The 14,459-nt window shown below is 75.2% G+C and carries 2 protein-coding genes; both read left to right on the forward strand.

The features are described 5' to 3' along the window. The first annotated feature begins 2 nt into the window (after positions 1-2). Positions 3-9,896 carry an SDR family NAD(P)-dependent oxidoreductase gene (locus tag ACZ63J_RS03335; RefSeq protein ID WP_465399996.1) on the forward strand — a complete coding sequence of 3,298 codons (9,894 nt, stop codon included), beginning with the start codon at positions 3-5 and terminating at the stop codon, positions 9,894-9,896. A gap of 170 nt (positions 9,897-10,066) precedes the next feature. Continuing rightward, positions 10,067-14,428 carry a type I polyketide synthase gene (locus tag ACZ63J_RS03340; protein ID WP_465439381.1) on the forward strand — a complete coding sequence of 1,454 codons (4,362 nt, stop codon included), beginning with the start codon at positions 10,067-10,069 and terminating at the stop codon, positions 14,426-14,428. Positions 14,429-14,459 lie beyond the last annotated feature (31 nt).

Raw genomic sequence — 14,459 nt, forward strand, 5'->3', positions numbered from 1 at the left:
TGATGGCGGACCAAGAGAAGCTGCTGGACCTGCTCAAGCGCGTCACCGGCGACCTGCACCGCACGCGGGAACGGCTGCGCGACGTCGAGTCCGGCCGGCACGAGCCGGTCGCGATCGTCGGCATGGCCTGCCGGTTCCCCGGCGGCGCCGACTCGCCCGCCGCGCTCTGGGACCTCGTCGACGCCGGCCGCGACGGCATCGGCGAGTTCCCGGCCGACCGCGGCTGGGACACCACCGGCCTCTTCGACGACGACCCCGACCACCGCGGCACCACCTACGTGCGCACCGGCGGCTTCCTGCCCGGCGCGGGCGGGTTCGACGCCGAGTTCTTCGGCATCTCGCCCCGCGAGGCCCTCGCGATGGAGCCGCAGCAGCGGCTGCTGCTGGAGACGTCGTGGGAGGCCGTCGAGCACTCCGGCATCAACCCGGCCGCGCTGCGCGGCAGCGCCACCGGCGTCTACGTCGGCGTGTCCGCGCAGGAGTACGGGCCCCGCCTGCACAACCCCGGCGACGCGGTCGACGGGTACCTGCTCACCGGCACCACCTGCAGTGTCCACTCCGGACGGATTGCCTACCAGCTCGGCCTCGAGGGCCCGGCGGTGTCGATCGACACGGCGTGCTCGTCTTCGCTGGTCGCCGTGCACGCGGCCGTGCGCGGGCTGCGCGCGGGGGAGTGCTCCCTCGCCCTCGCCGGCGGGGTCAACCTGATGGCCTCACCCGGCATCTTCGTCGACTTCGCGCGCCAGCGCGGCCTCGCCCCGGACGGCCGGTGCAAGTCGTTCTCCGACGACGCCGACGGCACCGCCTGGGCCGAGGGCGTCGGGGTCCTGGTGCTCGAAAAGCTGTCCGACGCCCAGCGCAACGGGCACCGGATCCTCGCCGTCGTGCGCGGCACGGCGGTGAACTCCGACGGCGCGTCCAACGGCCTCACCGCGCCGAACGGCCCGTCCCAGCAACGCGTGATCCGGGCGGCCCTCGCCGACGCACGACTGTCCACTTCGGACGTCGACGCGATCGAGGCGCACGGCACCGGGACCCGGCTGGGCGACCCGATCGAGGCCGAGGCGCTGCTGGCGACCTACGGCGCCGACCGCGACCGGCCGCTGTTCCTCGGCTCGGTCAAGTCGAACTTCGGGCACGCCCAGGCCGCGGCCGGGGTCGCGGGCATCATCAAGATGGTCGAGGCGATGCGCCACGGCGTCCTGCCGCCGACCCTGAACGTCGGCACGCCGAGCCGCGAGGTCGACTGGGCCGCCGGGCCGGTGTCCCTGCTGACCGAGCGCACGCCGTGGCCGACTGCGGGGGAGCCGCGCCGGTGCGCGGTGTCGTCGTTCGGGATCAGCGGCACCAATTCGCACGTCGTGCTGGAGCAGGCTCCCGACGTCGTCGCCGAAGAAGCCATGGCGGCGCCCGCGGTTGTCCCGCTGCTGCTGTCCGCGGCGACGGAACCGGCTCTCGCCGCGCAGGCCGCGCGGCTCCTGGCCACCCGGCCGGCCGAGCCGGCCGATGCCGCGCACACCCTGGCCACGACCCGGGCCGCGCTGCCGTACCGCGCGGTCGTCACCGGCGCGGACTGGGAGACGCTGTCGGCCGGGCTGGCCGAGGTGGCCGAAGGCCGCGGGACCACCGGCCGGGTCACCGAGGGCGGGCTCGCGTTCCTGTTCACCGGACAGGGTTCGCAGCGAGCCGGGATGGGTGAGGGCCTGTACGAGGCGTTCCCCGTCTTCGCAGCCGCCTACGACGAGGTCCGCGCGCTCCTGCCGGACTTCGGCGACCTGTCCCGCACCGAGTTCGCGCAGCCGGCGATCTTCGCCCTCGAGGTGGCGCTGTTCCGGCTGGTGGAGTCGTGGGGGGTGCGGCCGGACGTGCTGGCCGGGCACTCGATCGGCGAGATCGCGGCGGCCCACGTGTCCGGTGTGCTGTCGCTCGAGGACGCGGCCAAGCTCGTCACCGCGCGGGGCCGGTTGATGCAGGCCCTGCCCGAGGGCGGGGTCATGGTCGCCGTACAGGCCTCCGAAGCCGAGATCGTGGAACACCTCACCGACGGTGTTTCCCTGGCTGCGGTGAACGGCCCGTCCTCGGTTGTCCTGTCCGGCGCCGAGGAACCGACACTCGCGCTCGCCGCGCGGTTCGCCGACCGCAAGACCAAACAGCTCGACGTCTCGCACGCGTTCCACTCGGTGCTGATGGAGCCGATGCTCGAGGAGTTCGGCGAGCTGGTCCGCGGCCTGACGTTCAGCCGCCCGCGCATCCCGATCGAATCGACGGTCACGCCGGACGCCGACTTCACCGACCCCGCCTACTGGGTCACCCACGTCCGCGAGACCGTCCGGTTCGCCGACGCGGCCGGCCGCCTGAACGGCATCACGAAGTTCCTGGAGCTCGGCCCCGACGCCGTCCTCAGCGCGCTCGTCGACAACGGCGTGCCCCTGCTCCGGCGCGGGCACGACGAGGCGACGCAGGCGGTCACCGCCGTCGGCGCCCTGCACACCCAGGGTGTGCCCGTCGACTGGACGGCCTACTTCGGCGGCGGCGGCCGGTTCACCGAGCTGCCCCCTTACCCCTTCCAGCACGAGCACTTCTGGCTCGCGCAGGACGACGAAGCCGACGTCACCTCGGCCGGCCTGGCCGCCGCCGACCACCCGCTGCTGGGCGCCGCGGTGTCCGTCGCCGACCACGACGGCCTGCTGCTCACCGGCCGGCTTTCCCCGGACCGGCACCCGTGGCTGGCCGACCACGTGGTCGGCGGCCGGGTGCTGGTGCCCGGCACCGCGTTCGCCGAGCTGGCCGTCCGCGCGGCCGACGAAACCGGCTGCGGCGGCGTGGAAGAGCTCGTGCTGCAGGAGCCCCTCGCGCTCGACCCCGGCACCGCGCCGGAGGTCCAGGTGGTGGTCGGCGCGGCCGACGAGCACGGCCGCCGTCCGGTCTCGATCCACTCGCGCCTGCCGGAGCACTCGTGGACCACCCACGCCACCGGCACCCTCGGCGCCCCGGCCGTGTCCACTGTGGACCTGCCGTGGCCACCGGAGGCCGACGCCGTCGAGCTGGGTGACGCCTACGAGCGGCTCGCCGCCGCCGGGCTCGCCTACGGCCCGCTGTTCCAGGGCCTGCGCCGGGTCTGGCGCCGCGGCGACGAGATCTTCGCCGAGGTCGCCCTCCCGGACCCGGACCAGGCCGCGAAGTTCGGCCTCCACCCGGCGCTGCTCGACGCGGCGCTCCAGGCCACCGCCGTCCCGGGTGGCGACGACCAGGGCTCGGTCCCGTTCGCCTGGCGTGACGTCGTCCTGCACGCCCGCGGCGCGACCGAACTGCGGGTCCACGCCCGCCCCACGGCGGAGGGCTTCACCTTCGACCTCGCCGACGGCACGGGCGCGCCGGTCGCGTCGATCGGCGGCCTGAGCGTCCGCGCGGTGACCCCCGCGGCGGCTCCGGCGCGCGACGGCCTCTACCGCGTCGAGCTCGCCCCCGTTCCGGCGGGCACGGCCGAGATGACCGTCGCCGACGTCTTCGAGGTGCCCGGCGCCGACCCGGTGACCGCGACGCTCCTTGCGGTGCAGCAGTTCCTGGCCGCCGACCACGACGGTGTGCTCGTTGTCCTGACCTCCGGCGGCGCCGCCGACGGCCTGGTCCGCACCGCGCAGGCCGAGAACCCGGACCGGATCGTCCTGCTCCACGGCGGCCGCGCCGACATCGACGCCGCGCTGACCACCGGCGAGCCGGAGGTCCACGTCCAGGACGGCAAGCTCTTCGCCCCGCGCCTCGCCCGGGCCACGGCGTCCGAAGGGTCCACTGTGGACACCGACGGCACCGTGCTCGTCACCGGCGGCACCGGTGGCCTGGGCGCGGAGCTGGCCCGGCACCTGGTCACGACCCACGGCGTCCGGAACCTGCTGCTCGTCAGCCGCCGCGGTCCGGCCGCACCGGGCGCCGAGGCCTTGGCCGCCGAGCTCACCGGGCTCGGCGCCACCGTGCGGGTCGAAGCCGCCGACGTCGCCGACCGCGACCAGGTCCGGGTCCTCCTCGGGCGGGAGCCGGTGACCGGGATCGTCCACGCGGCCGGGATCCTCGACGACGGTGTCCTCACCGCCCTGACCCCCGAACGCCTCGAAGGTGTCTTCCGCGCCAAGGCCACCGCCGCCCAGGTCCTCGACGAGCTAGCCGGCGACCTCGGCTTCTTCGTGCTGTTCTCCTCGATCGCCGGGGTCTTCGGCTCGCCCGGCCAGGCGGCCTACTCGGCGGCCAACGCCTCCCTCGACGCGCTCGCGCGGCAGCGGCGGGCCGCCGGAAAGCCCGCGCAGTCCCTCGCCTGGGGCCTGTGGCAGCACGGCATGGGCGCCGGGCTGGCCGGCGCCGACCGCGACCGCATCGGCCGGGACGGCTTCGGCGCCCTCGACGTCACCGAAGGCCTGACCCTCTTCGACGCCGCCCTGGCCGACGGCGGGGAGCTGCTCGTCCCGGTCCGCCTGGACCTGGCCACCGTCCGGAAGGCCGGGACCGTTCCGCCGCTGCTGCGGGGCCTGGTCCGGGTGCGGACCCGGCGGACCGCCGCCCGCGGCGCGGAGGCGAACGGGCTGGTCAAGCGCTTGGCCGCGCTGCCCGAAGGCGACCGCGAACCGGCGCTGACCGACCTGGTCCGCGCCCGGGTCGCCGCCGTGCTCGGCCGCGCGGGCGCGGACACCGTCGAGGCGACCCGGCCGTTCACCGAGCTCGGCTTCGACTCGCTCACCGCCGTCGAGCTGCGCAACGAACTGAGCACCGAGACCGGGCTGCGGCTGCCCGCGACCCTCGTGTTCGACCACCCGTCCCCGGCCGCCGTCGCGCGGTTCCTCACCGGTGAGCTGCTCGGCGGCGAGGAGAAGAAAGCCGCCGTGACCGCGCCGCGCCGGGGTGCGGCCGACGAGCCGATCGCCATCGTCGCGATGGCCTGCCGGTACCCCGGCGGGGTCCGCTCGCCGGAAGACCTGTGGGACCTCGTCGACGCGGGCACCGACGCGATCTCGCCGTTCCCCGGCCGGCCCGGCTGGGACGTCGACGCGCTGTACGACCCCGAGCCCGGCCTGCCCGGCAAGACCTACACGCGGCACGGCGGCTTCCTGCACGACGCGGGCGAGTTCGACCCCGAGTTCTTCGGCATCTCGCCCCGCGAAGCGCTCGCGATGGACCCGCAGCAGCGACTCCTCCTGGAGGTCAGCTGGGAGGCGTGCGAGCGCGCCCGGCTCGACCCCGCGTCGCTGAAGGGCAGCGCCACCGGGGTGTTCGCCGGGATCATGTACTACGACTACGCCGCGAAGCTGGCCAGCGTGCCCGACAGCGTCGCCGGATTCCTCGGCACCGGCACCTCGGCCAGTGTCCTGTCCGGCCGTGTCGCCTACACGCTCGGTCTGGAGGGCCCGGCGGTGTCGGTGGACACGGCGTGTTCGTCGTCGCTGGTCGCCCTGCACCTCGCCGCCCGCGCGCTGCGGGCGGGGGAGTGCACGATGGCGCTGGCCGGCGGGGTCACCGTGATGGCGACCCCCGAGACGTTCCTCGACTTCTCGCGCCAGCGCGGGCTCTCGCCGGACGGCCGCTGCAAGTCCTTCTCTGCCGACGCCGACGGCACCGGCTGGTCGGAAGGCGCCGGTGTCCTCGTGCTGGAACGGCTGTCCGACGCCCGCCGCAACGGCCACCCCGTGCTCGCGGTCGTCCGCGGGTCCGCGGTCAACCAGGACGGCGCGTCGAACGGCCTCACCGCGCCGAACGGCCCGTCGCAGCAGCGCGTGATCCGGGCCGCGCTCGCCGACGCCGGACTGTCCACTTCGGACGTCGACGCGGTCGAGGCGCACGGCACCGGCACCCGGCTCGGCGACCCGATCGAGGCCCAGGCGCTGATCGCCACCTACGGCGCCGAACGCGAAGAGCCGCTGTGGTTCGGGTCCGTGAAGTCGAACCTCGGACACACGCAGGCCGCGGCCGGGGTCGCCGGGATCATCAAGATGGTCGAGGCGATGCGCCGGGGTGTCCTCCCGCGCAGCCTGCACGCCGGTGAGCTGTCGCACGAGGTCGAGTGGGACGCTGGAGCCGTCTCGCTGCTGACCGAGCCGCGGCCCTGGCCGGAGACCGGCCGTCCGCGGCGCGCCGGGGTGTCGTCGTTCGGCATCAGCGGCACGAACTCGCACGTCGTCCTGGAGGCCGTCCCCGAGGAACCGGCGCGTGAACCCGTCTCGCACGGGGTGGTGCCGTGGGTGCTCTCGGCGAAGTCGGACGCGGCCCTGGCCGAACAGGCCCGGGCGCTCCTGCCGCTGGTGGGCACGGCCGACGCGGACGTCGCGTTCTCCCTGGCCACCACGCGGACCGCGCACGAGCGCCGGGCCGCGGTCGTCGGCGACCTGAAGGCCGGACTCGAAGGGCTCGCCGAGGGCCGCGGGAGCATCGGGCGGCCCCAGCCGGGGAAGCTGGCGTTCCTGTTCACCGGCCAGGGCTCCCAGCGGGCCGGGATGGGCGAAGGGCTGTACGAGGCATTCCCGGTGTTCGCGGCGGCCTACGACGAGGTGCACGCGCTGCTGCCGGACTTCGGCGACCTGTCGCGGACGGAGTTCGCGCAGCCCGCGATCTTCGCTTTGGAAGTGGCGTTGTTCAGGCTGGTGGAGTCCTGGGGCATCCGCCCGGACGTCCTGACCGGGCATTCCATCGGCGAGATCGCTGCAGCGCACGTCTCCGGCGTGCTCTCGTTGGAAGACGCGGCCAAGCTCGTCACGGCTCGCGGCCGGTTGATGCAGGCGCTGCCCGAGGGCGGGGTGATGGTCGCGGTCCAGGCGTCCGAGGACGAGGTCGCCGAGCATCTCACCGACGGCGTCTCCCTGGCCGCGGTGAACGGTCCGGCCTCGGTGGTGCTGTCCGGCGCCGAGGAGCCGACGCTCGCGGTGGCGGCGAAGTTCAAGGACCGCAAGACCAAGCGTCTCGACGTCTCGCACGCGTTCCACTCGGTGCTGATGGAACCGATGCTGGCGGAGTTCCGCGAGGTCGTGCGCGGGTTGACGTTCAATGACCCGCGGGTTCCGATCGTCTCGACGGTGACCGTGGACGCCGACGTCACCGACCCCGAGTACTGGGTGACCCACGTTCGCGAGACCGTCCGGTTCGCCGACGCCGTGGAGCGGCTCGGCACCGCGAAGTGCCTCGAACTCGGCCCGGACGCCGTGCTCAGCGCGCTGGTCGACACCGGCGTGCCGCTGCTGCGGCGCAACCAGGACGAAGCCACCACCGCGATGACCGCCGTGGCGACGCTGCACGTCCAGGGCGTCCGGCTCGACTGGGCCGCGGTCCTGCCCGGCGCGCGGCCGGTCGCGCTGCCGACGTATCCCTTCCAGCGCAAGCACTTCTGGCTCGCCCCGGCCGGCGCCGCGGACCTCGGCCAGGCCGGGCTCGAGACCCCCGGGCACCCGCTGCTGGCGGCCGGGCTGCAGCTGGCCGAGGCGGAGGGCACCGTCCTCACCGGACGGCTGTCGCTGGCCACCCACCCGTGGCTGGCCGGGCACACCGTGCACAACACGGTGCTGCTGCCCGGCGCCGCGCTCGCCGAGCTGGCCGTCCGGGCCGGCGACGAGGCCGGGCTGCCGCGGCTGGCGGAGCTGACCCTGCACGCCCCGCTCGTCATCCCGCCCGCCGGTGCGGTCGAGCTGCAGGTCGCGGTGACCGCGGCGGCGGCCGTCACGATCCACTCGCGGGTCCCGGGCGAGGCCTGGGAGCTCAACGCGTCCGGTGTGCTCGCCGAGGCGGCCCCGCCCGTGTCCGGCTTCCCCTGGCCGGACGGCCTGGAGCCGGTCGACCTCGGGACGTTCTACGACGACCTGGCCGACCGCGGCTTCGCCTACGACGCGCTGTTCCAGGGCCTGCAAGCGGCCTGGCGCCACGGCGACAACCTCTACGCGGAGATCTCGCTGCCCGAAGAGGCCCACGACGACGCCGCGCGCTTCGGCCTGCACCCCGCGCTGTTCGACGCGGCACTGCACGGCATGTTCCTCGGCGCCGGTGAGGAAGCCGGGGCGCTGCCGTTCAGCTGGACCGACGTGAGCCTGCACGCGAGCGGCGCCACCGCGGTCCGCGCCCGGCTGCGGTTCACCGGGCCCGGCGAGATCGCCGTCGACCTGACCGACCTCGCCGGCGCGCCGGTGCTGACCGTCGGCTCGCTGGTCGTCCGCGCAGTCAGCGGCGACCAGCTGCGCGGCGGGGAGGACCGCTCGCTCTTCCGCGTCGAGCACGTCCCGGTGGCCGTCCCGGCGGTGACTCCGGTGGTGTCGCAGCGCTGGGACGAGGTCACCGAGCCGGTCGGGCCGGTGGTCGTGCTGCCCCGGCCGGAGGGCGACCTGCGGGAGACCACGCACGCCGTGCTGGACGTCCTGCAGCGGTTCCTCGCCGAGCCCCGGTTCTCCGGCTCCCGCCTGGTCGTGCAGACCGGGACCGGGCTGGCCGACGCGGCCGCGTCCGGCCTCGTCCGCTCGGCGCAGGCGGAGAACCCCGGCCGGTTCGTCGTCCTGGACGGCGCACTGTCCGATGTGGACACTGCGCTGGCGCTGAACGAGCCGCGCGTCCGGGTCCGCGACGGCCACGCCGAGGTCCCGCGGCTGGTGCGCGCCGAACCCGGCCGCAAACCCGACTGGGAGCCGGCGGGCACCGTGCTGGTCACCGGCGGCACGGGCGGCGTCGGCGCGCGGCTGGCCGAGCGGCTCGTCACGCACCACGGCGTCGAGCGCCTGGTGCTCACCAGCCGCCGTGGGTTCGCCGCGCCGGACGCTCCGGAGCTGGCCGCCCGGCTGGGCGAGCTGGGCGCCGAGGTGCGGGTCGAGGCGTGTGACGTCGCCGACCGCGACGCCGTGGCCGCGCTGCTCGCCGGGATCCCCGACCTCAAGGGGATCGTGCACGCGGCGGGTGTGCTCGACGACGGCGTCGTGACGGCGTTGACTCCCGAGCGGCTGGACCGCGTCCTCGGCCCGAAGGCCGACGGCGCCCGGCACCTGCACGAGCTGACGCGGGACCGGGAGCTGACGGAGTTCGTGCTGGTCTCGTCGGTCTCCGGGGTGCTCGGCGGGCCCGGGCAGGGCAACTACGCCGCCGCCAACGCCTACCTCGACGCGCTCGCCGAGCAGCGGCACACCGACGGGCTGCCGGCGCGGTCGCTGGCCTACGGGCTGTGGGCCGCCGACGGCATGGGCGGTGTCCTCGACCCGGCGCTGGTCGACCGCATGCGCCGGGACGGCTTCGGCGCGCTGACCCCGGAGGAGGGCGAAGTCCTGTTCGACCTCGCCGCCGGGCCGGTGGCGGTGCCGGTCAAGCTGGACGTCGCGGGCCTGCGCGACCAGGCTCGCGCCGGAGTGCTGCCCGCCCTGCTCACCGGCCTGGTCCGGCTGCCCGTGCGGCGCTCGGCGACCAGCACCCCGGCGGCGTCGCCCGACCTGGCGTCGCTGGCCCCGGCGGCCCGCGCCGAGGCGCTGGCCGACCTGGTCCGGACGCACACCGCGCAGGTGCTCGGCTTCGCGTCGGCGTCCGAAGTGGACCCGGAGCACGCGTTCACCGACCTGGGGTTCGACTCCCTGACCTCGGTCGAGCTGCGTAACCGGCTCGCGGCCGCGGCGGGCCGGCCGCTGGGGGCGACGGTGGTGTTCGACCACCCGACCCCGGCCGCCCTCGCGACCCACCTCGGGGCGCTGCTGTTCCCGGAGGTCGTGGTGCCGGACGAGAGCCGGCTGCGCCGGGCCCTGGCGGGCGCGTCGCTCGACCGGTTCCGCGAGCTGGGGGTGCTGGAGGCGTTGATCCGCCTCGTCGACGACCATCCCGAGGAGGTCCGGGAGCCGGAGGAGTCGATCGACGACCTCGACGTCGGCGACCTGATCAGCCGGGCGATGTCCACCTCCCGCGACTGACCCGCGACCCCCTCGACGCCCGGCCGGAACCCCTCCGGCCGGGCGTTGTCGTGTCCGGGGGATGGGTCCCCGGTTACCGGGTGGTGGTGAAGCGCCCGCCGGGAACCGGGCCCGCGCGCCCAGGATCGAGGCATGCCCGAGCTTCGCCCGTCTCGTCCGGTCCGGAGAATCTGATGGCGACACCCGAGGAGCTGGTTGCCGCGCTGCGGGAATCGGTCAAGGAGAACAGCAGGCTGGCCGCGCGCAACCGGGAACTCGCCGAGGCCGCGCGGGAACCGGTCGCGATCATCGGCATGGGCTGCCGGTACCCCGGCGGCGCCGACTCGCCCGAGGCGCTGTGGGACCTGGTCGCCGGCGGCCGGGACGCGGTGTCGGAGTTCCCCGCCGACCGCGGCTGGAACCTCGCCGAGCTGTTCCACCCCGACCCCGACCACCCCGGCACGTCCTACGCGCGCGAAGGCGGCTTCCTGCACGACGCCGCCGAGTTCGACGCCGAGTTCTTCGGCATCTCGCCGCGCGAGGCCCTGGCGATGGACCCGCAGCAGCGGCTGCTGCTGCAGGTCAGCTGGGAGGCCGTCGAACGCGCCGGGCTCGACGCCGCGGCGTTGAAGGGCAGCCCCACCGGCGTGTTCGCCGGGATCATGTACCACGACTACGGCTCCGGCGCCGGTGAGCTGCCCGAAGGCGTCGAGGGGTTCCTCGGCACCGGCACCGCCGGCAGTGTGCTCTCCGGGCGTGTCGCCTACAGCTTCGGCTTCGAAGGCCCGGCCGTCTCGGTCGACACGGCGTGTTCGTCGTCGCTGGTCGCCGTCCACCTGGCCGCCCAGGCGCTGCGCAATGGCGAGTGCACGCTCGCCCTGGCCGGCGGCGCGACCGTGATGGCCGTGCCCGACACGTTTGTCGAGTTCTCCCGCCAGCGCGGTCTCGCCCCGGACGGGCGGTGCAAGTCGTTCGGCGCGGGCGCCGACGGCACCGGCTGGGGGGAAGGCGCCGGGGTCCTCCTGCTGGAGAAGCTGTCCGACGCCGTCCGCAACGGCCACCCCGTGCTCGCGGTGGTCGCCGGATCCGCGGTCAACTCCGACGGCGCGTCCAACGGCCTCACCGCCCCCAACGGCCCGTCGCAGCAGCGGGTCATCCGCGCCGCGCTGGCGAGCGCCGGACTGTCCACTTCGGACGTCGACGTCGTCGAGGCGCACGGCACCGGCACCAAGCTCGGCGACCCGATCGAGGCCGACACGCTCCTGGCGACCTACGGCCAGGGCCGCGAGACACCGCTGTACCTCGGCTCGGTGAAGTCGAACCTCGGGCACACGCAGGCCGCGGCCGGCGTCGCCGGCATCATCAAGATGGTCGAGGCGCTGCGCCGCGGTGAGCTGCCGCGCACGCTGCACGCCGAGGAGCCGTCGCCGCACGTCGCGTGGGACTCCGGCGCCGTCGAGCTGCTCACCGAGCACCGCGCCTGGCCCGCGGTGGACCGCCCGCGCGCGGCCGCCGTGTCGTCGTTCGGCATCAGCGGCACCAACTCCCACGTCGTGCTGCGTCAGGCCCCGGACGTGGTCCCGGCCGGCGCGGACCGCCGGCCGCCCGCCCGGATCCCGTGGGTGCTGTCCGCGCGCAGCGAGGCCGCGCTGCCCGACCTTGCAGAGCGGCTCCGCCGCGCCGAAGGTGACCCGCTCGACATCGCGTACTCCCTGGCCACCGGCCGGGCGGCGCTGCCGTTCCGGGCCGTGGTCACCGGCGCCGACCGCGACGAGCTGCACGCCGGCCTCGACGCCCTCGTCGAAGGCCGCGGGGTCACCGGGCGCGCCGGCAGCGGGAAGGTCGCGTTCCTGTGCACCGGCCAGGGCGCGCAACGGCTCGCCATGGGCAGCGAGCTGGCACGGGCGTTCCCCGTCTTCGCCGAGACCTTCACCCGCGTCGCCGAGCGGCTCGACGCGCACACCGGTTACCAGCTCGCCGACGTCCTCGCCTGCGGCGACACCGCGATGATCAACCGCACCGAGGTCGCGCAGCCCGCGCTGTTCGCCTTCGAGGTCGCGACGGCCGAGCTGCTCCGCTCGTGGGGCGTCGAGCCGGACTTCCTGCTCGGGCACTCGATCGGCGAGCTGGCCGCGGCGCACCTGGCCGGCGTGTGGTCGCTCGACGACGCCGCCCGGCTGGTCGCCGCCCGCGGCCGGCTGATGCAGGCCCAGCCCGCGGGCGGCGCGATGGTCGCCCTGCAGGCCACCGAAGCCGAGCTGGACCTGCCGGACGGCGTCAGCATCGCCGCTATCAACGGGCCGGCGTCGGTGGTGCTCTCTGGCGAGGAAACCGCGGTCGAAAAGGTGGTCGCGGGCCTCCCGGACCGGCGCGCCAAGCGCCTCGCGGTCAGCCACGCCTTCCACTCCGCGCTGATGGACGGCATGCTCGAGGACTTCCGCGCCGTCGCCGAGAGCGTCACCTACGCCGAGCCGCGGATCCCGCTGGTTTCGGGCCTGACCGGCGACATCGCCGATGTCCGCGACCCCGGCTACTGGGTGCGGCAGGTCCGCGAAGCCGTCCGGTTCGCCGACGGCGTGCGGACGCTGCACACACGCGGGGTCCGCCGGTTCGTCGAGATCGGGCCGGACGCCTCCCTGTCCGCGCTCGCCGCCGACTGCGTCGACGACGGGGTTTTTGTTCCCCTGCAACGCAAGGACCACGATGAGGTGGCGGGTGCGGACCTCGCGCGGGCCCGGCTCTTCACCGCGGGTGTCCGGCTTGACTGGGCGCGGATCTTCGACGGCACCGGCGCCACACGCGTCGACCTGCCGACCTATCCGTTCCGCCGGGACCGCTTCTGGCTCGCCGCCGCGGACCGGAGCGCCCCACCGGCCCGGCGTCACGAAGTCGTCTGGCGCCCCTTCGAACCGGCTCCGGCGCCGGAAGCGAGCTGGACCGTGTACGCCCCCGAAGGGCACGCCTGGGCCGAAGTCGCGGCAAAGGCCCTCGGCGCCCCGCTGGTGACGGAGGTGCCCCAGGACGGTCCGGTCCTCGCGTTCCCGGCCGACGGCGCCGCGCTCGCGGCCCTCCTGCGGGACACCCCGGCGAAGATCTGGTGCGCCACCACCGATCCCGGCGTGGCCGCGGTCGGCCGCGTCGCGGCGATCGAGCAGCCCCGGCGCTGGGGTGGCTGTGTCACCCTGCCTGCCCAGCCGGACGACCAGGCCGCCGCCCGGCTGCGGGCGGTTCTCGGCGGCGCCGAGGACGAAGTCGAGATCCGCGAGGACGGCGTGTACGCGCGGCGGCTCGTCCCGGCCGCACCGGCGTCCGCGGACTGGACGACCTCCGGCACGGCCCTGGTCACCGGCGGCACCGGCGCGCTCGGCGCGGTGGTGGCCGAGCGGCTGGTCCAGGCCGGGGCGGAGCGCCTGGTGCTGCTGTCCCGCCGCGGTGCGGACGCTCCCGGCGCGGCCGAGCTGCGCGAGCGGCTGGAGGCGCGAGGCGCGCGTGTCAGCATTCACGCCTGCGACGCGGCCGACCGCGCCGCTCTGTCCACAGTGGTCAGTGCGATCGACGACCTGCGCGTGGTCGTGCACACGGCGGGCGTCCTCGACGACGCCCTCCTCGACGACGCGACGCCGGAGCGGTTCGAAGCCGTCGCCCGGCCGAAGGTCACGGCCGCGCACAACCTGCGTGAGCTGACCGGCGACCTGGACGCGCTGGTGCTGTTCTCCTCGGTCGCCGGGGTGCTCGGGAACGGCGGCCAAGCCGCCTACGCGGCCGCGAACGCCGAACTCGACGCCCTCGCGACGCGGTGGCGCGGAGAAGGCGTCCCGGCGGTGTCGATCGCCTGGGGCCCGTGGGCCGAGGGTGGCATGGCCGAGGACGTCGACGTCAGCCGCAAGGGCCTGCGCCCGATGACCCCCGAGGCGGGCGCCGAGGAGTTCGTCGCCGCGATCACCGCGGGCGAGGCATGTGTCACCGTGGCCGACTTCGACTGGCCGGCGTTCTTCGAGAGCTTCCGGACCGCGCCGATGCTGGCCGAGCTCCCGCACCCGGAAACCGCGGCGCCGGAAGCGCCGGTCGCCGACCTGCGCGCACAGCTGACCGGGCTCATCGAGCCGGAACAGCGGCGGCTGCTCGTCCAGCTCGTGCGGGACGCCGTCGCCCGGGTGCTCGGCCACCCGGACCCGGCGAAGATCGGGCCGGACCGCGCGTTCACCGAGCTCGGCTTCGACTCGCTCACCGCCGTCGAGCTGCGCAACCGGCTCGACGCGGCCACCGGGCTGGCCGTCCCGGCCACGCTCGTGTTCGACCACCCGACCCCGGCGGCCCTCGCCGGGTACCTCTGGCAGGAGCTGGCCCGGCCCGAACCGGCGGACCCGGCGGACCTCGACGGCCTGCTCGACGGCCTCGAAGCCGCCCTCGACCGGCTCGACCCGGCGGGCGAGGACCACGCCCGCGTGAGCGACCGGCTGCGCGCGCTCGCCGACCGTGTGGGCGCCCCGGACTTCAAGCCGGCGTCCGACGACGAGCTCTTCGCCTTCATTGACCAGCAACTCGGCGCTTGAGCCGGGTGCACGCGACCACGACCGATGAGTG

It is taken from the genome of Amycolatopsis sp. NPDC104863, from assembly GCF_055582965.1.

Excerpts from the sequence above, each read along its gene's own strand:
- ACZ63J_RS03335 (WP_465399996.1), top strand. The coding sequence starts at position 3 with ATGGCGGACCAAGAGAAGCTGCTGGACCTGCTCAAGCGCGTCACCGGC.